At 67.2% G+C, this 22,667-nt stretch carries 14 protein-coding genes; all 14 read left to right on the top strand.

The window, feature by feature from the left end:
* Positions 1-22 precede the first annotated feature (22 nt).
* The 14 genes from tssM to AB4Y42_RS35225 all read left to right on the top strand — a co-directional run bounded on the left by tssM (position 23) and on the right by AB4Y42_RS35225 (position 22,661).
* Entirely contained in the window at positions 23-3,676 is a 3,654-nt protein-coding gene (tssM, locus tag AB4Y42_RS35290) for a type VI secretion system membrane subunit TssM (RefSeq protein ID WP_368696773.1), read from the top strand.
* Positions 3,658-4,350: a type VI secretion system-associated protein TagF gene (tagF, locus tag AB4Y42_RS35285; protein WP_368696757.1), complete on the top strand. Its 693-nt coding sequence runs from the start codon at positions 3,658-3,660 to the stop codon at positions 4,348-4,350. The genes tssM and tagF overlap by 19 nt, the downstream gene beginning before the upstream one ends.
* A 61-nt stretch (positions 4,351-4,411) precedes the next feature.
* The gene (locus AB4Y42_RS35280; RefSeq protein ID WP_368691859.1) at positions 4,412-6,418 is read left to right on the top strand and encodes a serine/threonine protein kinase; all 2,007 of its coding nucleotides are present in this window, start codon (positions 4,412-4,414) and stop codon (positions 6,416-6,418) included.
* A gap of 21 nt (positions 6,419-6,439) precedes the next feature.
* On the top strand, positions 6,440-7,507 hold the full coding sequence (gene tssA / locus AB4Y42_RS35275; protein ID WP_368691858.1) for a type VI secretion system protein TssA: 1,068 nt from the start codon (positions 6,440-6,442) through the stop codon (positions 7,505-7,507).
* Positions 7,508-7,628: 121 nt separating this feature from the next.
* Entirely contained in the window at positions 7,629-8,192 is a 564-nt protein-coding gene (gene tssB, locus AB4Y42_RS35270; RefSeq protein WP_368696756.1) for a type VI secretion system contractile sheath small subunit, read from the top strand.
* 16 nt (positions 8,193-8,208) lie between these two features.
* On the top strand, positions 8,209-9,729 hold the full coding sequence (gene tssC, locus AB4Y42_RS35265; protein ID WP_368696755.1) for a type VI secretion system contractile sheath large subunit: 1,521 nt from the start codon (positions 8,209-8,211) through the stop codon (positions 9,727-9,729).
* Positions 9,730-9,814: 85 nt separating this feature from the next.
* Positions 9,815-10,306: a type VI secretion system tube protein Hcp gene (locus tag AB4Y42_RS35260; protein WP_028207687.1), complete on the top strand. Its 492-nt coding sequence runs from the start codon at positions 9,815-9,817 to the stop codon at positions 10,304-10,306.
* Positions 10,307-10,391: 85 nt separating this feature from the next.
* Positions 10,392-10,880, top strand: a complete 489-nt coding sequence (gene tssE / locus AB4Y42_RS35255; protein ID WP_368691855.1) for a type VI secretion system baseplate subunit TssE — start codon at positions 10,392-10,394, stop codon at positions 10,878-10,880.
* A gap of 14 nt (positions 10,881-10,894) precedes the next feature.
* Positions 10,895-12,784, top strand: coding sequence for a type VI secretion system baseplate subunit TssF (gene tssF, locus AB4Y42_RS35250; protein WP_368696754.1), 1,890 nt, complete (start codon positions 10,895-10,897; stop codon positions 12,782-12,784).
* Between the two features lie 23 nt (positions 12,785-12,807).
* Positions 12,808-13,923, top strand: coding sequence for a type VI secretion system baseplate subunit TssG (tssG, locus tag AB4Y42_RS35245; protein ID WP_368691853.1), 1,116 nt, complete (start codon positions 12,808-12,810; stop codon positions 13,921-13,923).
* A 3-nt stretch (positions 13,924-13,926) separates the two neighbouring features.
* A complete protein-coding gene (locus AB4Y42_RS35240) occupies positions 13,927-16,170 on the top strand; it encodes a type VI secretion system Vgr family protein (RefSeq protein ID WP_368696753.1) in 2,244 nt (747 codons plus the stop codon).
* Between the two features lie 26 nt (positions 16,171-16,196).
* On the top strand, positions 16,197-16,892 hold the full coding sequence (locus AB4Y42_RS35235) for a hypothetical protein (RefSeq protein WP_368691852.1): 696 nt from the start codon (positions 16,197-16,199) through the stop codon (positions 16,890-16,892).
* A 19-nt stretch (positions 16,893-16,911) separates the two neighbouring features.
* A complete protein-coding gene (locus AB4Y42_RS35230; protein WP_368696752.1) occupies positions 16,912-18,165 on the top strand; it encodes a hypothetical protein in 1,254 nt (417 codons plus the stop codon).
* A complete protein-coding gene (locus tag AB4Y42_RS35225; protein WP_368696751.1) occupies positions 18,162-22,661 on the top strand; it encodes an RHS repeat-associated core domain-containing protein in 4,500 nt (1,499 codons plus the stop codon). Before AB4Y42_RS35230 ends, AB4Y42_RS35225 begins: the two co-directional genes overlap by 4 nt.
* The last annotated feature ends 6 nt before the right edge of the window (positions 22,662-22,667 follow it).

Raw genomic sequence — 22,667 nt, 5'->3', positions numbered from 1 at the left:
CGCGAGTTCCGCGTGGGGCGGGGTGCGTGCGCTGCTTGGCGCGCGCGTCTGGGCCGTGATCGGGCTGGTCGCGCTCGCGGCGCTCATCTGGCTCGTCGGACCATTGATCGCGGTGGGTGCGTACCGGCCGCTCGACAGCGCCGTGGCGCGCGTGCTCGTCATCGTGCTGCTGTTCGCGGTGTGGGCCGGCCGCGCGGGGTATCGGCACTGGCGCGCCGCGCAGCTCAACGCGCAGTTGCTGAGCCAGTTGCGCGAGCCCGTGGAAGCGCGCGCCGCGCCTGCGGAGGAAGTGCCCCACGCCCAGGAGCTGCGCAGCCGCTTCGACGAGGCCGCGCGCCTGTTGCGCAACGCACGGCTCGGCGCCGCGCAGGGCGGGCAGGGCACACAGGTCGCTCAGGGTCTGCGGGGACGCACCCGGCGCTGGTTCGAAGGGTTCACGCGGCAGTATCTCTATCAACTGCCCTGGTACGTCTTCATCGGCGCGCCGGGCTCGGGCAAAACCACGGCGCTCGTCAACTCGGGGTTGACGTTTCCGCTCGCCGAGCAGTTCGGCAAGGCCGCGATCCGCGGCGTGGGCGGCACGCGCCATTGCGACTGGTGGTTCACCAACGAAGCCGTTCTGATCGACACGGCCGGCCGCTATGCGACGCACGAAAGCAATCGGGCGCTCGATCAGGACGAGTGGTCGGGCTTCCTCTCGCTGCTCAAGAAGTATCGTGTGCGCCAGCCGCTGAACGGGGCGCTGCTCACGATCAGCGTATCGGATCTGCTGGGCGCGACGGAAGTCGAGCGCACCGCGCACGCCATGGCGCTGCGCAAGCGACTGCAGGAGCTGCGTACGGAGCTCGGTATCCAGTTGCCGGTCTATGTGCTCGTGACGAAGGCGGACCTGCTCTCCGGCTTCAACGAGTATTTCGCGCGCTTCAATCGCACCGAGCGCGCACAGGTGTGGGGCTTCACGATCGCGCTCGCCGAGACCGAGGCGCGCGACTTCAGCCTGCGTACGGTGTTCGATCGCGAATACCGGCTGCTGCACCGGCGCCTGAACGACGCGCTGCCGGAACTCTTCAGCGCCGAACCCGACGCGCGCAGGCGCGAGCTCATCTACTCGCTGCCGCAGCAGTTCAGCGGCCTGCAGGAGGTGCTCGGACAGTTCGTCGAGCAGGTGTTCTCGAGCTCGCAATTCGATTCGATGCCGCTCCTGCGCGGCGTTTATTTCACGAGCGGCACGCAGGAAGGCACGGTGTTCGACCGCGTGATGGGCGGCATCAAGCGCTTCCTGAAGATCGACGGCGCGCCGCCGGCGCCTCATGCGGCGGCTAGCGGGCGCAGCTTTTTCCTCAAGGACCTGCTGCAGGAACTCATCTTCAAGGAGGCGCGGCTCGCCGGCACCGATCTGCGCTGGTACCAGCGCCAGCGCATGCTGGCGCTCGTGGGCTACGCGCTCCTCGCACTCCTGCTGACGGGCGCGCTGGCGGCGTGGGTGGGCAGCTACGCACGCAACCGCGCGTACCTCGCGGCGATCGAGGCGAACGTGCCGCAGATCGATCACGCGCTCCAGGGCGTGACCATCACCGACGCCGACAATATCGCGCGCGTGCTGCCCATGCTCGACGCGATTCGCAACATCGCGCACGTGGATGGCGTCGATCCGGCCAACCCGTCGCTCGCGTACCGCTGGGGACTCTTCCAGGGCGACAAGGTGCAGTCCGCCGCTGAGAACGTCTATCACCGCGCGCTCGACGAACTGCTGCTGCCGCTCGCTGCGCGGCGCCTTGAAACGGCGGTGCGCGACGCGCCGCCCGACGACCCCGCCTATCTCTACGCGGCCCTCAAGGCGTATCTGATGCTCCACGACACCGCTCATTACGATCCGGATTTCGTGCAGGCGGTCCTGGATCTCGAGATCGCCTCGGCGCCGGGCGCGAATCTCACGTCCGCGCAGCGCAACGATCTGCGGGCGCACATGGCGGCGCTCTTCGCGGGCCGCGTGGTGGTTTCGCCATTTGCGCAGAACGAGCAGATGGTGGCCGGCGCGCGCGAGAAACTCACGCGCCTGACGTTCGCGCAGCGCCTCTATGCGCAGCTCGCGCGCACGCTGCGGCCCGCCGCGGCGGCCTGGGACGTGAGCGCGGCGCAGATGGCGGGCCCCTCGGGCGCACTGGTGTTCCGGCGCGCGAGCGGCGCGAGCCTGAGCGACGCCGTGCCGGGCCTGTTCACCTACGATGGCTACTGGAAGGTCTTCGACCGGCGGCTCGCGGCGGCGGTCGATGCGTTCGGCCGCGACGAAGTCTGGGTGCTCGGGCTGAGCGCGCCGGAAGCCGCGACGCCGGCGCAGGTGAGCGCGCGGGCGAAGGACGTGCGCTCGCTCTACTTCGACGACTACATCCGCCGCTGGGACGGCTATCTCGGCGATCTGCGCTTGCAGAGCACGTCGACGCTTGCGCAGACAACGCAGATCGCCCGCATTCTCTCGTCGCAGGACTCGCCCCTCGCGCGACTCGCCGATGCCGCCGCGCGGCAAACGACGCTCTCGCAGAGCGTGAACGCGCCGGGCGGCGCGAGCGGCCTCGCCGCGAACGCGCAGGACAAGGTGAACCAGGCGCGTGAATCGCTGGCGCAGATCCTGGGTCAGCCGCAGGGCGGCGGCGACGCAGCGGGCGAGTCGAGCCGCCCCGAAGCGGTGGTCGACGCCCACTTCGCGGACCTGCGCGAGTTCAGCAGCCTCGCGGCGGGCGGCGCCGGCGCGAATGGCGCAAGCGGCACGAGCGCGGCGCTGGCGGCCGTCCTCAAATCGATCGACGGACTCTATACGTGGCTCACGGCCGCCGACGCCGCACTGCGCGGCGGCGGGACCCCGCCGCAGTCGGACAGCGCCGACCAGATCCGCGCCCAGGCGGGCCGCATGCCCGCGCCGTTCCGGCAGATGCTGGGCGACCTCGCGAACGCCGCGCAGAGCAACGTGACGCGCAACGTCGACCAGAATCTCGCGCAAAACGCGTCGGTCAACATCGGCGACTTTTGTCGCCAGGCGATCGCGGGGCGCTATCCGTTCGCGCACGCTTCGACACGCGACGTGGCGCCTGGCGACTTCGCGCGCGTGTTCGCGCCGGGCGGCCTGATGGACGACTTCTTCCAGAAGAACCTGCAAAGCCGCGTGGACGCGAGCGTCCAGCCGTGGCGTTTCATCGGCGGAGCCGGCGCGTCCGGTGACAGCGCGTTGCTCGCCTCGTTCGAGAAGGCCGCGGTGATACGCGACGCGTTTTTTCCCGGCGGCGCGCGCGAGCCGACCATCAAGGTGGAGATCAAGCCGCTCGACATGGACCCGGAAATCTCCGAATGGACGCTCGACGTGGACGGCCAGCAGGTGCGCTACGCGCATGGGCCCCAGGCCGCCGTCACGGTGCAGTGGCCGGGCCCGCGCGGCATGAACCAGGTGAGCCTGCAGATCACCGATCAGTCGGGCGCGACCGATGGCTTCACGATCCAGGGGCCGTGGGCGCTGATGCGCCTGTTCGATCGCGGCGCACCGGCACATGCTCAGGCATCCGAACAAATGGTGGTTGGCTTCAACGTGGATCATCACGCGCTCGCCATGCAGGTGACGGCGGACAGCGTGCGCAATCCCTTGCGTCTTACCCAACTGGAGTCGTTCTCGTGTCCGGGGAAATCATGAACGGTGCCTGCATCGGCGCTGAATTCGGGTTGCCGGCGTGGTACGGCAAGTTGCCGGGGGCGGGCGACTTCGTGGGCCGCCGCATGCCGGGCCAGCTCGCGCGCACCTGGGAGCGCTGGCTCGCGCAGGGCATGGCCTCCGCTCGCGCGGGCCTCGACGTGCGCGCGCCGGTCTGGCGCTTCGCGATTCCCGCCGGCAGCGGCGACGGCTGGGTGCAGCTCGGTTGCGTCGCGCCGAGCCACGATCGCGTCGGGCGGCGCTATCCACTCGTCGTCTCGCAGGCCATCGCGCCGGCCGCTCACGCGGGCTACGGGAGACCCGGCGAGCCGGCGCTCGCTTGCGCCGACGCGCGCATCCGGGCGATGGACGCCATCGTTCAGGACGCGATCCGCCGCGCGCATGGGCCGGAGGAGTTCGATCTCGCGCTGGCCGAGGGGCTGCGCGACGACGCGGCGCGCGCCCCGCGAGACGGCGCGCGCGACGGCGCCCGCGAGGCCGCCGCCGCGGACGGGGGCTGGCCGAACCTGTGGGAATACTTCGACCCGAACGGCATGACGAGCTTCTGGTGGACCGATGCCGGAGACGGCGCGCCGCGCACCGACGTCCACACGGGTGGGCTCGACACCGCGCTGTTCCAGCGGCTCTTCGGCGAGCCGGGCAGAGGCGAGCGATGAGACGCGCCGCCCCGCAGAACGTGTGGCGCGGCGGCGCGCGCGCCGCGCACGGAGGAGGGACATGACCGAATCGCACTACGCCGAAGCGGCGGCACACGCCGCGCCGCCTGGCGCCGATGGCGTGCGGCCGTTGCCGAACGGCCACCGCCTCGCCGGGTTCGAGCTCGACTCGGTGCTGGGCAAGGGCGGCTTCGGCATCGTCTACCGGGCGTTCGACCGCACGCTGCAGCGCGCGGTCGCGATCAAGGAATACATGCCCGCGATGCTCGCTTCGCGCGCCGGCGACTTCACGGTCGCGCTGCGCGCGGCGCGCTTTTCGCAGGCGTTCGACGCGGGCCGCGCCGCGTTCCTGAACGAGGCGCGGCTGCTCGCTCAGTTCGACCATCCGGGGCTCGTGAAGGTGCTGCACTTCTGGGAGAGCCACGGCACCGCCTATATGGTGATGCCGTTCTACGAAGGCCAGACGCTCGAGCAACTCCAGAAGCGCGGCAAGCAGATGAGCGAAGCGGCGCTGCGGCGCATGCTCGCTTCGGTGCTGGGCGCGCTGGACGTGCTGCATCGCGCGCAGTGCTTTCACCGCGACATTTCGCTCGACAACATCCTCATGCTGCCCAACGGCAACCCGGTGCTGCTGGACTTCGGCGCGGCGCGCAAGCTGATCGGCGACATGGTCGACGAGACGGCCATGATGCTCAAGCCCGGCTACGCGCCGATCGAGCAATACACCGACGATCCCGCGTTCAGGCAAGGACCCTGGACCGACATCTATGCGCTGGGCGCGCTCGCTTATGCGCTGATCACCGGTGAACTGCCGCCGGCGGCAGTGGTGCGCAGCATTCAGGATCAGTACCGGCCGCTGGCGGGCCGTGAAGCCGCCGGGCATGACGGGGAGCATTACGGCGAGCGCCTGCGGGCCGCGATCGATCACGCGCTCGCGCTGCGCATCGAGGACCGGCCCGATTCGGTCGGCGCATTTGCCCAGGCGCTCGACTTGCACGAGGTCTCGCCAAGCGTGTTCGTGCCCGCGGGCTATGATGCGCCCGCTCGCGCGCCAGGCATTGCCGCTGACGTTGAGGCGACGAGCGCGCGAGGCGACGCCACGCACGAAGCGCCCGCGCCGCAAGGAGAGACACCCGCCGCAGAGGCCGCGCCTGCTGCCGCCGATGCCACTTCCACTGCCACGAACGAAGGCGATGGAGCCGAAACACCGGCGTCTGTCGATGCCCGGCCGCATGACGACGCGGCGCCGCAAGCGCAAAACGCGTCAGCGCGAGAGGCCGCTCACGAGCAAGTTGCTGCCCATCCGGCCGGAGAAGTCTCCACGGAGACGGTGGAACGCCGTGAAAGTATGGTATCCGAATCTTTTCATCGGCATTTCAGTTGGCGCACGTTCCGCATCCCTGCGCTGGTCCTGCTGCTCATTCTCGTAGTGGGTGTTCCCGTTCTGCGGTTCGCGATTCACGCGCCGTCCGTTCCCCGGCAGGCGGCCGCGAGCCGCAGTGCGCCGCCCGCGCCGGCGAGCCATGCGCCTGCTCTCGCGCAGGCGCTTCCCGGCGCCAACGCGCCGGGGCAGTCGTCCGCGCAGGCGCAGCAGCAGCCGGGCGCGTCGGGGTTGATGCCCGCTGCGCCTGCGATGACCACCGACACGACCGTGGTGGAAGTCCAGGCGGGCAAGGACAAACCCCTCAACGCGACCGATGCGGCCACCGCCGCCGCGGCCACGGTGCAGCCGGCCCAAACGAACGCAGCGGCCCAGCCGCCCGCTGAAGCGCAAGCCTCGCCTGCGGTGTCCGACGCATCCCCGCCGGTCGTCGCGCAGGCGCCGCGTTCTTCGGTGCGCACGCCCGCGCCGCTGCCGCCTGTGCGCGTGCACTTCCAGATCGTTCCGTGGGGCGAGGTCTATGTCGACGGCGTGCGGCGCGGAGTCAGTCCGCCGTTTCGCACGGCGAGTCTGGCGCCGGGCACCCATCGCATCGAGATCCGCAACGGCACGTCGAAGCCGTACGTGCGCATGGTGACGCTCGATGCGGGCAGCGCGCCGCTCGAAATCAGCCATACGTTCGAGTAATTCCAGCAAGGAGACCGCCCGATGATCGACACCCTGCTCGCACCGATCAGCGCCGACGCGCCGTGCGGACCGGACCTCGAATACGACGCCGACTTTCTGGCGCTTCAGCGCAGCGCGGCCGGCAAGCCGGACGAGCAGTACGGCGAGACCCGCATCGCCGCGCAGCCGCCCGCATGGCGCGACGTGGAGCGTATCGCGCTCGCGCTGCTCGCACGCACGAAGGATCTGCGCGTCGTCGTGCCGCTCACGTATGCGTGGATCGACAGCCGCGGTTTGGAAGGCTATGCCGACGGGCTGCGTCTCGCGACGTCGCTGGTCGACACGTACTGGGAGCCGCTGTATCCCATGCTCGCCGTGGACGGCACGCCCGATCCGCTGCCGCGCTTCAATGTTCTCGCCGAGCTTGCCGGCCCGCAGGGCTGCGCGCGCGCCGCGCGCGAGCGGCCGCTTCTCGGCGCGCTGAGCGTGAGCGCGGCGCTCGACGTGCTGCAGCAGGGCGAGGGTGCCGATGGGGGGCACGCAGACACCTACGCCGGCGGACGCGAGCGGCTCGTGCGCGAGTGGCGCGACGCGCTCGAGTCGGCCAGCTCGGCTCTGCACGCGGGGCTCACGATTCGGGAGCAACTCGCGCATTTGCGGCGCATCGTGGGCGAGCGGCTCGGCGACGCGTGGACGCTCGATGCGAGCGCGCTCGAGCGGCAGCTCGCCACCCTGGCTGCGGCGCTGCCTTCCCGCAGGACAACGGAAGCGGCGCAGGCAGCCGCGCCGGGAGCCGGCGGGCAAGAACCGCAACCCATGTCGCAGCAGCGGGGCGCTGCGCCGCCGCCCGCCGCAGGCACAGCCAATGGCGCAAACGGCGCCGCGTGGCGCGACGCCGAGATATCGAGCCGGTCCGACATCGACTTCGGGCTCGAAAAGATGTGCCGCTACTTCGAGCTGTACGAGCCGAGCCATCCTGCGCCGATCTTTTTGCGTCGCGCGCAACGCCTGCTCTCGCTGAACTTCTACGAGATCTTCCGCGACATCGCACCGGAGAGCGTGCGCGAGCTCGACCATCTGAGTGGTCATCGCAACGAGTCGCCGCAATGATGCGCGGCGATGCACGACGGCGCGCGGCCCTGGATGCGCAACGGCCGCGCAGGGATCAACGCAGGGATCGATACGGTAATCGACCCCGTGAAGCGCACGAGTTGCGCGGGAGCTGACTCACATGTCTCGACACAAGTCACCGGCAGGAGCCCAGCAGTTCATCGGACGCAATCGCGCGCCCCGCGTGCAGATCGAATACGACGTCGAGCTCTACGGCGCGGAGCAGAAAGTGCAGTTGCCGTTCGTGATGGGCGTGCTGGCCGATCTCGCCGGCAATCGCAGCGATGCGCTGCCCGAGCTGGCCGAGCGCCGCTTCGTGGAGATCGACGTCGACAACTTCGACGACCGCATGAAGTCGATTGCGCCGGCGCTCGCGTTCGAGGTGCCCAACACGCTCACGGGCGACGGCGTGCTCGGCGTGGAGATCGCGTTCAACAGTATCGACGACTTCTCGCCCGCCGCGCTCGCGCGCAACGTCGAGCCCCTGCGGCGCCTGCTCGAAGCGCGTACCCAGCTCGCGAACCTGCTCTCTTACATGGACGGCAAGCGCGGCGCGGAGGCGTTGATCACGCGAGCGCTCGGCGATCCGGCGCTGCTGGCCGAGCTTTCCGAGCCGAGGGCGCTCGCCGGGCCGAAAGATGGGGACGCCCCGCCGCAACACGGCAATGATCCAAAGCACGACTAAAAGCAGGAGGACGAACATGAGCCGGACCGAGCCGCAAAACGCGCTGCAAAGCCCAGTCTCCACCTTGCCCGCAACCACGCTCAACGGCGACCAGTTCGCCGTGCTGCTGGAGCGCGAAATCAGCCCCAAGACCGAGCTTGCTCGCGAGGCGGTGCAGAACGCGGTGCAGACGCTCGCGCGCGAGGCGCTCGAGCACAGCGGCAGCGCGACGCTGTCGTCGGACGCTTACGAGGGCGTGCGGCAAGTGATCGCCGCAATCGACCAGAAGCTTTCCGCGCAGATCAACGCCATGCTGCATCACCCCGAGTTTCTGCGTCTGGAGGCGTCGTGGCGCGGGCTGCACTACCTCGTGAACAACACGGAAAGCGACGAGATGCTCAAGATCCGCGTCATGCCCGCAAGCAAGAAGGAGCTGGCGCGCATGCTCAAGCGCCACAAGGGTATCGCGTGGGACCAGAGCCCGCTTTTCAAGAAGATCTATGAAGAGGAATACGGACAATTGGGCGGCGAGCCGTTCGGTTGCCTCGTGGGCGATTATTACTTCGATCACAGTCCGCCCGATGTCGAAATGCTGCAGTCCGTTTCGAAGATCGCGGCGGCGGCGCACGCACCGTTCATCGGCGGGGTATCGTCCGCGCTCATGCAGATGGACTCGTGGCAGGAGCTCTCGAATCCACGCGACCTCACGAAGATCTTCCAGAACACGGAGTATGCCGCCTGGCGCAGCCTGCGCGAATCGGAAGACTCGCGCTATGTCGGGCTCGCGATGCCGCGCTTTCTCGCGCGGCTGCCTTACGGCGCGCGCACCGACCCCGTCGACGAATTCGAGTTCGAGGAGGAAACCGACGGCGCGAAGCACGATCACTACACCTGGACCAACGCGGCCTACGCGATGGCGGCCAATATCAACCGCTCGTTCAAGCTCTACGGCTGGTGTTCGGCGATTCGCGGCGTGGAGTCGGGTGGCGCGGTCGAGAATCTGCCATGCCATACGTTCCCGACCGACGACGGCGGCGTCGATCTCAAGTGTCCCACCGAGATCGCGATCAGCGACCGGCGTGAAGCGGAGCTGGCGAAGAACGGACTGATTCCGCTCATTCACCGCAAGAACTCCGACGTGGCGGCTTTCATCGGCGTGCAGTCGCTCTACCAGAGCGCGGAGTACCACGACCCCGATGCGACGGCCAACGCCCGGCTCTCCGGCCGGCTGCCGTACCTGTTCGCGTGCAGCCGCTTCGCGCACTACCTCAAGTGCATCGTGCGGGACAAGGTGGGCTCGTTCCGCGAACGGCCGGACATGGAGCGGTGGCTCAACGACTGGATCATGAACTACGTGGACGGCGACCCCGCGAACTCGTCGCAGGAGACCAAGGCGCTCAAGCCGCTGGCCGACGCGAGGGTGGAGGTGGAGGCCGTGGAGGACAACCCCGGCTATTATTCGGCGCGCTTTTTCCTGCGGCCGCACTATCAGCTCGAAGGCCTCACGGTGTCGCTGAGGCTGGTGTCGCGGCTGCCGGCGGTGCAGGCTTCAAGTTGAAGAGGATGACTGATCAAATGAACCCGGCAGCGTGATTCGCGGCCCGGCTCGACAGGCAAACAGGCAGGCAGACGGGAGAACCGCAATGGGCGTGGCGATGTTTATGAAGGTGGATGGCGCGACCGGCGAATCCGCCGACAAGCAGCACACCGGCTGGAGCGATATCCAGTCGTTTTCCTGGGGCGCGACCCAGCCGGCGGCGATGGCGACGGGCGGCGGCGGCAACGCGGGCAAGGCGAACTTCGACGACCTGGTCGTGAGGGCATACATGGACAAAGCGACGCCGGCGATCATCAAACATTGCGCGAGCGGCAAGCATCTCTCGAAGGTGGAGATCTCGTCGTGCAAGACGGGGGGCGAGCAAATCGAGTTTTCGCGGGTCACGCTCGAGGAGGTGATCGTCACCGCTGCGCGCGTGGTGGGCGCCGATGCGAGCGACGCCACCGACCGTCTCCTGATGCAATACGGCTTCCAGGCCGCGCGCGTGAAGAAGCAGTACTGGGAGCAGAACGCGAACGGCGGCAAGGGGCCCGAGGTCACGATGGGCTGGGACATCAAGAAGAACAGCGAAATGTGAGGTCCGCATGCCGAGTGCCTCCCATCCTCCGGACCCTTCGCGAACGCCAGCGGACCGCGCCGCACGCGTACGCCCGGCGGCGCCGATGTTGTTCGACCGCCTGAGGGAAGGCGCGCCGCAACGCGGCGCCGTTCACGCCGACGCGCTGCTCGATGCGGTGCTGCGCGATCTCTCGTGGCTGCTCAACACGGCCTGCGCGCTCGACGAGCGCAACGCGCGCCGCTATGCCGAAGCCGCCCGCTCGGTGCTCAACTTCGGCGTACCCGCGCTGGCGGGCATGCCGCTCTCCGGCATCGATACGCAATATCTGGAAGACGCGCTGCGCGAGGCGATCGTGTGCTTCGAACCGCGCCTGCAAGGCGGCAGCGTCGAGGTGCGCTGCGTGAGCGACGCGCCGCGCGCAAGACGGCACAACGTGCTGACCTTCGAGATTGCCGGGCGCCTCGCCTGTTGCGACCCGCCGCTTGCCATGCTGGTGCACACGGAGCTGGACCTGGATTCCGGCGTCGCGCTGCTGCGGCCGCTCGGCAGTGCCGCGCAGGCCGAGACCGACGATGCCCGCCCGCGACGCTAAGGAAACGCTGCCCTATGGATGCACGCTTTCTCGACTACTACAACCGTGAGCTTGCCTGGTTACGCGAATCCGGCGCGGAGTTCGCGCGCCAGTATCCGAAGGTTGCGGGCGGCCTCGGCATGCACGGCATCGACGTGGCGGACCCGTTCGTCGAGCGGCTGCTGGAGGGTTTCTGCTTTCTCACCGCGCGCGTGCAACTGAAGATGGACGCGGAATTTCCGCGCTTCTCCGAGCGGCTGCTCGACGTGGTGTACCCGGATCACCTCGCGCCCACGCCGGCGATGGCGATCGTCCAGTTCGAGGCCGATTCCGCACAAGGCTCGCTGAGCCAGGGGTTCACCGTGCCGGCGGGGACCAGTCTGATGGCGGCTGCGGCCGGCACCGCGACGGCCTGCGAATTCCGCACCGCGCAGCCGGTCACGCTGTGGCCGCTCACGCTGCGCGCGGTCGAACTCGCGCCCGCGCCCGCGGGCGTGCCGTCGCTTCCCGGCATGCCGCGTGCAGGAGCGGGTAGCGGCGGGGGCACCGGGCCGCTGCGGGCCTTGCATATCACGCTGGCAGCGCGGGGCGGGGCGCGGCTGAGCCAGTTGCCGCTCGACCAGTTGACGTTCTTCCTCAGTGGCCCGGATCGTCAGGCGATGCGTTTGCTCGAACTCGTCTGTGCGCGCTCGCTCGGTGTCGCGCTGCGCGAGGGCAAGGAGGGCAAGTGGCTCGGTGCACTGGGACCGCAATGCGTCGTGCACGAAGGATTCGATGCGCAGCAGGCGCTCTTTCCGCCCGGCGCGCGCAGCTTCGAAGGCTACCGGATCCTGCGCGAGCATTTCGCGTTCGCCGCGCGCAACCTCTTTTTCAGTGTGTGCGGTCTGCGCAGCGCATTGGCCAATGCGAGCAGCGAGAGCGTCGACCTCTTCGTGCTGCTGGACGGCGACGACGCCGATCTCGAACGCAGCATCGACGCGACGCACCTTGCGCTCGATTGCACGCCCGCGATCAACCTGTTCCCGAAGCGCACGGAGCGCGTCCCCGTGACGCCTGGCGCGAACGAGTACCGGCTGATGGTCGACCGCACGCGCGCGCTGGACTACGAGGTATTCGCCGTGAAGCGCGTGATCGGCCATCGCGCAGGCGCCGACGGCGACTGCGATTTCCTGCCGCTCTGTACATCGGCCGCCGACGACGCGCAGGAATCTGGCGCCTGGTTCAGCTTGCGGCGAGAGGCGCGGCTCGTCGGCACGCAGGCGCGGCGCAGCGGCACGCGCTCGAACTATGCGGGCTCCGATGTCTACGTTTCGCTCGTCGATCGCCGGCGTGCACCGTTCGACGAACGTATCGCGCTGCTATCGGCCGATACCCTTTGTACGAACCGCGACCTGCCGCTGCATCTTGCGTCTGGCAGCGCCGGCGCTCTCACGCTGAGGATCTCCGCGCCCGTGAGCCGCGTGCGCATCGTGCGCGGTCCTTCGCCGCCCCGCCCGCCGCTCGCGCACGACGACGCGACGTGGCGGCTCATCGCGCATCTGGGGCTCAACTATCAGCCGCTCGCCGATATCGAAGACGAGGCCGGCGCCCGGCGGCTGCGCGAGCAACTGGAGATCTACGCCGATCCCGCGAATGCGCCGCTCGCGCAGCGCATTCGCGGCATTCGGGGTCTCGCGTGCCGGCCGGTGTTCAGACGCCTGCCGGTGGCCGGGCCGCTCGTCTACGGGCGCGGCGTGCGCGTGGAGTTGACCGTCGACGACCATGCGTTCGCGGGCGACAGTCCCTACGCGCTCGGCGCGGCGCTCGAGCAGTTCTTCGCGCGGCATGCGTCGATCAATGCGTTCGTCGAATTCGCGCTGTACTCGGCGCAGCGCGGCGAGATCGCCGAATGGCCCGCGCGGATCGGACGTAGGCCTGCGGTATGAATCGATCATCGGGATTCCGGAACATGAGCCAGCAAGCGCCGATCCCCGCCGGCCAGGACCGGTACCAGGTGTTCTGGCGGCGGCTACGAGCCGCGCCGCACGAGCATGACCTGTTTCATCTGCTGCGCTGGATCGACGCGCTCGCAGGCGGCGAAGCGCCGCTCGGCGAGGCGCAGCATCCTGCGGGCGAGCCGGTGCGGCTCGGGCAGACGCCGTCGCTGTCGTTCGCGCCTTCGATGGTCGCGGCGGTCGCTGGCGAAGAAGACGGGCACGCACCGGACGGACTGCCGCGCGTGCATATTCACGGCTTCGGGCTGTTCGGGCCGAACGGTCCGCTGCCGCAGCACGTGACGGAGTATGCGTACGAGCGCGCCCACAGCTTCGGCGACAACACGATGGGCGCGTTTGCCGACCTGTTCCACCATCGGCTGATCGTGCTGCTCTATCGCGCGTGGGCCGACGCGCAGCCCGTGGTCGGCCTCGACCGGCCCGGAGAGTCGCGCTTCGACCGCTATGTCGCGAGCCTCATCGGCCTCGCCGGCGCGCGGATCGCGGCGCCGCCGTTGCGTGCTCGCGACGTGCCGGGGCGCCACGCGAAGTACTTCCAGGCGGGCCACTGGGTGCGCCAGACGCGCAACCCCGAGGGGCTCGCGCAAATGCTGCGCCACGACTTCGGCGTGCCCGTGCGCATCGTCGAGCATGTCGTGCGCTGGATCGCGCTCGGCGAGCGTCAGCGCAGCGCGATCGGCGCCGTGCGAGGCCCGCGGCGCGGCGGCGGACAAGTCGCGCGCCAGCGTGCAACGGGCGCGGCACTCGGCGAGGGCGCGGTGCTCGGACGTGCGGTGCGCGACGCGCAGGGCAGCTTCCGCATCGTACTGGGGCCGCTGCCGCTCGCGCGCTACCAGGCGTTCCTGCCCGGTGGCACGGACTCGGCCCGGCTCGTGCATTGGGTGCGCGAGTACATCGGCGCCGAGTTCGGCTGGGACCTGCAACTCGAACTGGCCGCGTCCGCGGTGCCACGCGCAGCGCCCGGCGGCGCGGGCAGGCTCGGTTTGTCGACCTGGCTCGGGCGGCGCCTGAGCCATGAACCCGCGCGCGACCTCGTGGTCGATCTGGTTGCGCGTGCCCAAGGAGGCTGACGCGTGGCGCGCATCTTCACCCTCGAAAGTCCGTCAGGCGACGATCTCAAGTTCTACCGCCTGAACGGCGAAGAGGCGCTCGGGCGTCCGTTCGAGTGGCGCATCGAGGCGCTTGCCGCGAGTCACAACGTGTCGCTGCGCGAACTGCTCGGCAAGGCGGTGACCGTGCGCGTCGAACTGGCGGGGGGCGGGGAGCGCTACCTGAACGGCATCGTTTCGCGCGCCTCGTTGATCGGGCGCCATGCCGAGCGTTACTACGCTTACGAGTTGATCGTGCGGCCGTGGCTCTGGCTCGCGAGCCGCAGCGCCGACTGCCGCATCTTTCAGGAAAAAAGCGTGCCGCAAATCGTGCAGCAGGTGCTTTCTCCCTATGGTTACCCGATAGAGAACCGGCTGACCGAAACCTATGCGCCGCGCGAGTACTGCGTGCAGTACAACGAGACCGATCTCGACTTCGTCTCGCGGCTCATGGAGGCGGAGGGCATCTATTACCTTTTCCGCCATGAGGCCGGGACGCACACACTGGTGCTGTGTGACGCAATGGCTTCGCACGGCGATCTGCCCGGCTACGCGACGATTCCGTATATCGGCCGAGACCGCGCCGCGATCGCCGACGAGGAACACATCGACAGCTGGCAGCCGGTTCAGGAGGTGAGCGCGGGGCGGCGCGAGGCGAGCGACTACGACTATACGAAGCCGCACGCCGATCTGGGCGTGCAGCGCGCCGAGCCTCGCGGTCACGACCACGACGACTATTCGGTGTACGAATGGCCGGGTGGCTATCGCGACGACGCGCACGGCGCCCAGCGCAATCGCGTGCGCCTGGAGGAACTGCAGGGTATCTACGACCGCGCGCTGGCGCATACCGACGTACGCGCCAGCGCGCCGGGGTACCTTTTCGAGCTGGAACGCTGCCCGCGCGCCGACCAGAATCGCAAATACCTGATCGTGCGTTGCACGTACCGCTTTCAGGAGAACCCATATGCAAGCCACACGGGCAACGAGCCCGTGCTGCACGAGGCCGATCTGCTCGCCCAGCCCGACAACCTGCCGTACCGTACGCCGCGCACGACGCCGGTGCCGCACACCAACGGCCCGCAGACGGCGGTCGTGGTCGGGCCGCCCGGTGAGGAAATCTGGACCGACCGCTATGGCCGGGTGAAGCTGCAATTCCACTGGGACCGTTACGGCCGGCGCGACCAGGACTCGTCGTGCTGGGTGCGTGTTTCGAGCCCCTGGGCCGGCGGCGGTTTCGGCGGCGTGCAGATTCCGCGCATCGGCGACGAGGTGATCGTCGATTTTCTGAATGGCGATCCCGACTATCCGATCGTGACCGGGCGCGTCTACAACGCCGCGAGCATGCCGCCCTGGAGCCTGCCGGTGAGCGCAACGCAAAGCGGGCTGCTCTCGCGCTCGACGCCCGGTGGCGCGGTGGAGCACGCGAACGCGCTGCGCTTCGAGGACCGCAAAGGCTCAGAGCAGTTGTGGATGCACGCCGAGCGCAATTTCGACGCGGAAACGGAGCTCGACCATACGCTTTCCGTGGGGCACGACCACGCACACACGGTCGGCAACGACGAGACGATGCAGGTGAAGAACAACCGGCAGAGGAGTGTCGGGCAGAACGAGACAGTCAGCATCGGGCAGCATCGGGTCGCGCAGATCGGCGGGAACGAGACCACCAGCGTAGGCGGAAGCCATAGTGTCACGGTAAAGGGCGACAGCACGCATACGGTCACCAACGGCAATCACAGCTTCACCGTGGCGAACGGGACGCATACCGTGCAGGTCGAACAGACCAGCACGCATGCGGTGGCCGCCGGTTCGCGCATCGTCGATGTTGCCGTGGGCGACTACAGCGTGACGGCGGCAACCGCGGTGCTCCTGTACGGCAAAAAGCAGGGTGTGGGCATCACCGGCGACGGCGGTGTCGGCATCACGGGCAGCAAGCTCGGCGTCGACGTGATCGGGAACGACGGGGGTATCGGCATCACCGGCGATGGCAAGGGCCGGGGCGTGGAGGTCACCGGGACCGGCAAGGGCGTCGTCATCACCGGCACCCCTTTTACGGAAGTCTATGGCACGACCAACGTGGACGTCTCGGCCCCCACCGTCAACGTGGGCGATCAGGACGTCAAGCAGGTCAACATCAACGCGAAGAAGATCGTCATCTCGACGCAAGGCGCGAGCATCGAGCTCGACGCGTCAGGGATCACGATTCAGGGGACGATTGCCCATATCAACTAGTCGCGCAGGGAAATGGAGAGGATCTTATGGACACTCACGCAGATCAGACCGATGAAGCGATGGCAACGCAAGCCGCGTCCATCGATCCCGGCACCATCGACGACGCTACACGCGCGAAGCTGCGCGCCCTGTTCGACGCGGGCGCGGCCCCCGGTCCGGCAGCGCCCGCGCGAGGGCCCGCCATCGAGAGGCTGCTCGCAGGCGAGGTGACCGACACCCATCATCCGGACAGCCCCGGCCGGGTGCGGGTGCGCTGGCACTCCGCCCAGGGCGACGCCGTGGAGTGCTGGCTGCAATGCCTGCGCGGGCAACGGCCGCGCAGGGGCGATCGCGTGCTCGTCGAGCAGCCGGCGAACTGGCCGGAGGCGCTGGTCACGGGGATTCTTTCGACAGGCGCCGCGGAGGGCGAAGCGGGCATCCCCGAGTCGCATGGAATGAACGGCGCAACCGAGGCCGCCGACACGCAAGCGAGCCAGATCGTGAGGCTCCAGCCCGACGAATGCGTGCAGATCGACGATGCACACGGCAAACCGCTCGTGCAGATTCTCGCTTCGAGCGCGGGGCCGGTGGTGCGCCTCATGAGCCCGAACGTCAACCTGGAGGCCGCGGGCAAGCTCAGCCTGCGTGCGCGGACACTGGAGCTGGAGGCGGGCCGCGGTGGCGTCGATATCCGCACCGAGGCCGATACGGTGGTGAGAAGTCGCTACATTCGGCTGAACTGACCCACGAGAGGATTGGGTGATGCAGCGTGAATTTGCCGCCAAGGATGCTGCGTTGGGCGCGTTCATCGAGCAGCCCGACTATCCGACGCTCGTGCTCGGCGCAACCGATCTCGACGTCGTGCTCGCGTTCAGGATGCTGCAGGAACGCGATCGGCGCGACAGGCAGCGCGTCTACCTGCTGTTTCCGTTCGAATGCGCCGCGTCGGGCCGCTTTGTTCAGCAGTGCATGGCTTCGCTCGCCGCGCAGATTGACGCAGAGAACCAGGCGCGCGCGCAAGAGGGCGTGATGCCGTGGGCCGAGCTCCCGCTGCTTTGCACCGATCCGACGCAGCACCCCGCCATGCGGCTAAGAGCGGCGATCGGGCATGTGCGCACGCTGGTTGCGGAAGGCGTCGATATCGTCTGGGGGCTCATGCCATCGACCCTCGAGGACGCCGCCGGCTATCGCGAAACGGTGTTGCCGCTGCTCGCGCTCGATGGCTTCGAGGCGTGGATGGACGGCCACCGCTTCTGCGTTCGCGACGATTGTTCGCGGCGCTTCCTGTTGCCGCAGGAGTTGCGTGCGCAAGCGCAACACGTGCTCGCGCTTGACCTCGACTTTTCGTGTGAAAAAACTGCGGACGCCATGGTGGGCGCGATGAACGACGCGGCCCGCCCGCTGGCTGAGCGGATGCAGGCGGCGATGCAACTGGCCGCGCTCGATCTCACGCACGGTCGGCTCGACCAGGCGCTGGAGAAATATCGCCTGCTGTATGGCTGGCATCGAGAGCAGCGCAACTCGCTCGGGCAGGCGCTGGCGCTGGGCGGAATCGGCGATATCGCGACGCGCAGCGGCCAGCACGCCGATGCGAGCCGCTGGTATGCGCATGCGCTCGATGCCGCGGCGGACAGCGGCAACCTGGGCGTGACGCTCAATATTCTCATGGCGTCTGGAGAAGCTTGCCTGCGCGTGAAACAGCCCGCGCGCGCGGTCGAATATTTCGCGCTCGCGAGCCGCGGTGCGGACAAGCTGATGTTCCCGCACGCGAGCGTCGCCGCACTGGAGAAGCTCGGCGTGGCCCTGCTGGGTGCGCGTAAGACTGCCGAGGCAGCACGCACGTGGACCGAGGCGAAAGCGCTCTGCGAGCGCTTCGGTTGCGAGCATCAGCGCCGCTCGCTGCTCGACCGTCTGGCCGCCCTGTATGCGCAGGCCGGCCTGAAGACGCAGGCGACAGCCTACGAGATGGAGAAAGATCGGATTCCTGCATATCGTGGAGGGCACATCGATAAATGAGCACCCCACCGGGAAATCCGGCCAGCCCGGCGAGCGAGCCGCCCCCGGCGCGTGCGCCGTTGATCTCGCCGACCGGCAACACGTCGGTCGACGCGCTTGCCAGTGCGGTCAACGCCGGCGCGCAGCCGTTTCAGCAGCTCGGTAACCCGAAGGCCAACACGCTTGACCGCGTCACTAATGTCGTGAACGGTGCGGTGGGCAGTCTCGGCGCGCTGGACCAGTTGCTCAATACGGGCATGGCGATGATTCCCGGTGCGAATCTTGTGCCTGGCATGCCGGCGGCGTTCATCGGCGTGCCGCATCTCGGGGTGCCACATGCGCACGCCCACCCGCCGAGTGATGGTGTGCCGATGCCGAGTTGCGGCGTGACGATCGGAAGCGGCTGCCTGAGCGTGCTGTATGGGGGCATGCCCGCGGCACGGGTGCTCGACATCGGCCTCGCGCCCACCTGTGGCGGCTTGGCGCCCATCTTCGAGATCTGCACCGGATCGAGCAATACTTTCATCGGTGGCGCGCGCGCGGCGCGCATGGCGCTGGACCTGACGCGTCACTGCAATCCGCTTGGCATGAGCGGTGCCGGGCATGCCGAGCAGGACGCTGAGAAGGCGAGCGCGCTGAAGCGTGCGATGCACATTGCCGGAATGGCGGCGCCGGTGGCCTCCGGCGGGCTGACGGCCGCCGACCAGGCCGTGGATGGGGCCGGGGCGGCCGCCGCCGAGATGACGGCAGCGCAGACAGCGGCAGACGCGATCGCGATGGCGATGAGCAATCTGATGGGCAAGGATCCCGGCGTTGAGCCAGGAATGGGCACGCTGATCGATGGCGATGCGAGCGTGCTGATCGGCGGCTTTCCGATGCCCGATGCGCTTGCCATGTTGATGCTGGGTTGGGGGCTGCGCAAGAAGGCGCACGCCCCCGAAGATGCCGGGGAATCCAAGCGTACGGAGCAAGGGGAATGCAAGGGAGGACACCCCGTCGACGTGGTGAGAGGTACGGCGGAGAATGAGTTTGCCGACTATGCGACCCTCGACGCGCCCGCATTCAAATGGGAACGCTACTACCGTAGCGACTGGAGCGAGCGCGACGGCGCGCTGGGCTTCGGCTTTCGTCACAGCTTCCAGCACGAACTGCGCTTGCTGCGCACGCGTGCGATTTACGTCGATGGCCAGGGTCATGCCTATGTGTTCCGGCGCAGTGCTTTAGGGCGCTACGAGGATGTGTTCGCAGGCTACGAACTTGAGCAGCAGGGGGAGAATCGATTCGTATTGCTTCACGCCACGCACGGCGAATTCACATTCGAACGTGCGAGTGCGGCGCAAGCATCGACGCGGCTCGTATGCCATGTGCACGAGGGTGTCGAGAGCGCGTTGCGCTATGCAGGCGACGGCACGTTGCAGCACATCGAGCAAACAGCCGGGCGTGAGCAGCGCCGCCGGGTGATCGACCTGCTTTACGAAGCGCGCGGCCATGTCGTGGAAATACGTGTGACCGATCCTCGAGGCGCAGTCCTGTGCGTCGCCCGCTATCGCTATGACGCCGCCGGGTGCCTCGTCACGTCCACCGATGCGCTCGGTGCCTCGATGACCTATGGCTACGACGCGTGGCGACGGATGATCCGCGAAACGGACGCGAATGGTTATTCGTTTTCCTACCGTTACGACCGTGACGGGCGTTGCGTGGAAAGCGCGGGGCAGGACGGCCTGTGGCGGGTGCTGCTCGACTATCAGCCTGGCCGCACGGTGGTGACGCAAGCCGACGGCGGCAGATGGACCTACCTGTACAACGAGGCGCGCACGGTGACGCGTATAGTCGATCCATATGGCGGCGTGACCGAGCGCGTGATCGGCGACGGCGGACGCATTGTCGAGGAGGTGGATTCGGGTGGGCGCGTCATGCGCTGGCTCTATGATGAGCGAGGTGAAAATACCGGACGCCTGGATCGCTGGGGAAATCGCTGGCCGACGCGAGACGAGGCCCCACAGTTGCCCAATGCCCTTGCGCATGTTGTCCCTGCGAGGCCGCTGGAACTGCTCTGGGGGGATGCCAGCCCCGAAGAGCTGACGGACAGGGTGCTGCTGCCACCGGAGATCGAAGCAGTCGCGGCGGCCGCTTTCGCATCGAGCGCCGCTGTGCTTGAGCCTGCCGAGGAGCGCGATGGAGCGTGCCGCGTGATCGGCCGCACGGACGAATCCGGGCACGCTGAATGCCTGCACCGTGACGCGGCCGGCAATGTGGTGCAGTTGCGCGACAAAGATGGACGCGACTATTGCTACACCATCGCATCGTGGAACCTGCGTGAAAGCGAAACCGATCCGCTGGGCAACACCGTCCGATACCGGTATTCACCCAAGCAAAACATCACGGCCGTCATCGACGCGAACGGCAACGAGAGCCGGTACACGTATGACTACAAGAGCCGGCTTACCCGTGTGGCACGACACGACACGATACGCGAATCGTACGCATACGACGCGGGCGACAGGCTGATCGAAAAACGCGATGGCGCCGGCAACATATTGCTGCGTTTCGAGATAGGCGAGAACGGCCTGCATAGCAGGCGCATTCTCGCGAGCGGCGAAACCCATACCTACGAGTACGACCGTCGCGGTAACTTTACCAGAGCATCGACGGATAAATTCGAAGTCACAGTGACATACGACGCATACGGTCGCCGTACAGGCGACAAGCGCGATGGGCGCGGTGTCGAGCACAGCTTCGTTGCCGGACGTCTCGCGAGCACGACCTGGTTCGGGCGCTTCGCCGTGCGCTACGAAACGGATCCAACCGATGACGTGGTGATTCACACGCCGGACGGAGGTGTCCATCGGCTTCAGCGCGCAGCGGACGGCACGGTACTCTTGAGACTTGGCAACCGCACCAACGTGCTGTACCGGTTCGATGCAGACGGTCGATGCACCGGGCGGTTGAGCTGGCCGGAGGGTCGCACGGAAGCGGTCCGTTACGTGCAATACCAGTACAGCGCGACGGGCGAGTTGCGGCGCGTGATCGACAGCACGAGCGGCACCGCCGAGTACCAATACGATGCCGCGCACCGGCTGGTTGGCGAGAGCCGCGATGGCTGGACCGTTCGCCGCTTTGAATATGACCGCGGCGGAAACCTCCTGTCGACGCCGACGTGCCAGTGGATGCGCTATGACGAGGGCAACCGGCTTTCGGGCGCCACATGTGGCGTGTTTCGCTACAACAGCCGCAATCACCTGGCCGAGCAGATCGACGAACATAGCCGTCGCACAACCTGGCACTACAACAGCGTGGATCTGCTGGTGCAGGTCCAATGGAGCGATCGTGAGGAGATATGGACCGCTGAGTACGACGGACTCTGCCGGCGTATCGCGAAAGCGATGGGGTGCGCGCGCACGCAGTACTTCTGGGACGGCGACCGTCTGGCCGCAGAGATTGCGCCAGACGGAAGGTTGCGGATATACGTCTATGTGAACGGGACGTCGTATCTACCATTCATGTTCATTGACTACGACAGTTGGGATGCCGATCCGGCATCTGGCCGGTCCTATTACGTTTTCTCGAATCAAGTAGGGCTGCCGGAGTGGATCGAGGATATTTCTGGTGCATGCGTATGGAGTGCGAAGGAGATCAATCCTTACGGGGAGATCTGTGTTGCTCCGGGCAACGAATTGGAATACAACCTACGCTGGCCGGGTCACTGGTTCGATCCTGAAACAGGTCTTCACTACAACCGGTTCAGGTCGTACAGCCCGGTGCTCGGAAGATACTTGCAGTCAGATCCGGCAGGGCAAGCTGGCGGGATTAACCTCTATGCGTATACCGCTAACCCACTAGTTCTCGTTGACGTTTTGGGCCGTGAATGCCCGCATGGCAACGAAAGTTCGAGCGAGTGTTCGCAGTGCGCGGACCGGGAAGAGGCGGCGCGGATTCGTCAGGAGAAGCTGCAATTAATCGCGAGACGGATGGAAATCGAAGAGGAGGTTACTGGCCATCCGGGAACACTCCTCGCACCCTACGATCTGACGGGGAAAGATAGCCGCTACAAGGACGAATACAAGCGGCTCCTCAACGACATAAACACGAAGCAGGAGGCCGAAGACGCTGCGTTGCTCAGAGAGCAATTCCCATCCATGGACGCTGTCACGCTCCCACCGTTCGATGGAAAGACCACCATTGGCTATATGTTTTACACGGATGCAAATGGGCAGTACCACGTTAGAAAGCTGTACTCGGGAGGCCAGGTGCTATCGAACTACGACTCGTCGGGTCACGTTGAGGGCAAGGCGGCTTTGATCATGCGAGATGAGGGAATAACGGAGGCAGTGGTGATCCACAATCACCCATTCGGAACATGTCACTATTGCTATGGGCAAGTGGAGACTTTGCTTCCAAAAAATGCGAAGCTGCGGGTCATTCCTCCAGAGAACGCGATAGCGCCAACGAAGTACTGGCACGATCAGCCCAAGGATTACTTTGGAAATTCAGCGGATCCCAAGCCGCCACCGAACTGATAGGGG

Source organism: Paraburkholderia sp. EG286B (assembly GCF_040965655.1).
GTDB lineage: Bacteria > Pseudomonadota > Gammaproteobacteria > Burkholderiales > Burkholderiaceae > Paraburkholderia.
This window is presented reverse-complemented; position numbering and strand designations above follow the sequence as displayed.

Coding starts and splice junctions, on each gene's coding strand:
- AB4Y42_RS35280 (WP_368691859.1), top strand. CDS start 4,412: ATGACCGAATCGCACTACGCCGAAGCGGCGGCACACGCCGCGCCGCCT.
- tssA (WP_368691858.1), top strand. CDS start 6,440: ATGATCGACACCCTGCTCGCACCGATCAGCGCCGACGCGCCGTGCGGA.
- tssB (WP_368696756.1), top strand. CDS start 7,629: ATGTCTCGACACAAGTCACCGGCAGGAGCCCAGCAGTTCATCGGACGC.
- tssC (WP_368696755.1), top strand. CDS start 8,209: ATGAGCCGGACCGAGCCGCAAAACGCGCTGCAAAGCCCAGTCTCCACC.
- AB4Y42_RS35260 (WP_028207687.1), top strand. CDS start 9,815: ATGGGCGTGGCGATGTTTATGAAGGTGGATGGCGCGACCGGCGAATCC.
- tssE (WP_368691855.1), top strand. CDS start 10,392: ATGTTGTTCGACCGCCTGAGGGAAGGCGCGCCGCAACGCGGCGCCGTT.
- tssF (WP_368696754.1), top strand. CDS start 10,895: ATGGATGCACGCTTTCTCGACTACTACAACCGTGAGCTTGCCTGGTTA.
- tssG (WP_368691853.1), top strand. CDS start 12,808: ATGAGCCAGCAAGCGCCGATCCCCGCCGGCCAGGACCGGTACCAGGTG.
- AB4Y42_RS35235 (WP_368691852.1), top strand. CDS start 16,197: ATGGACACTCACGCAGATCAGACCGATGAAGCGATGGCAACGCAAGCC.
- AB4Y42_RS35230 (WP_368696752.1), top strand. CDS start 16,912: ATGCAGCGTGAATTTGCCGCCAAGGATGCTGCGTTGGGCGCGTTCATC.
- AB4Y42_RS35225 (WP_368696751.1), top strand. CDS start 18,162: ATGAGCACCCCACCGGGAAATCCGGCCAGCCCGGCGAGCGAGCCGCCC.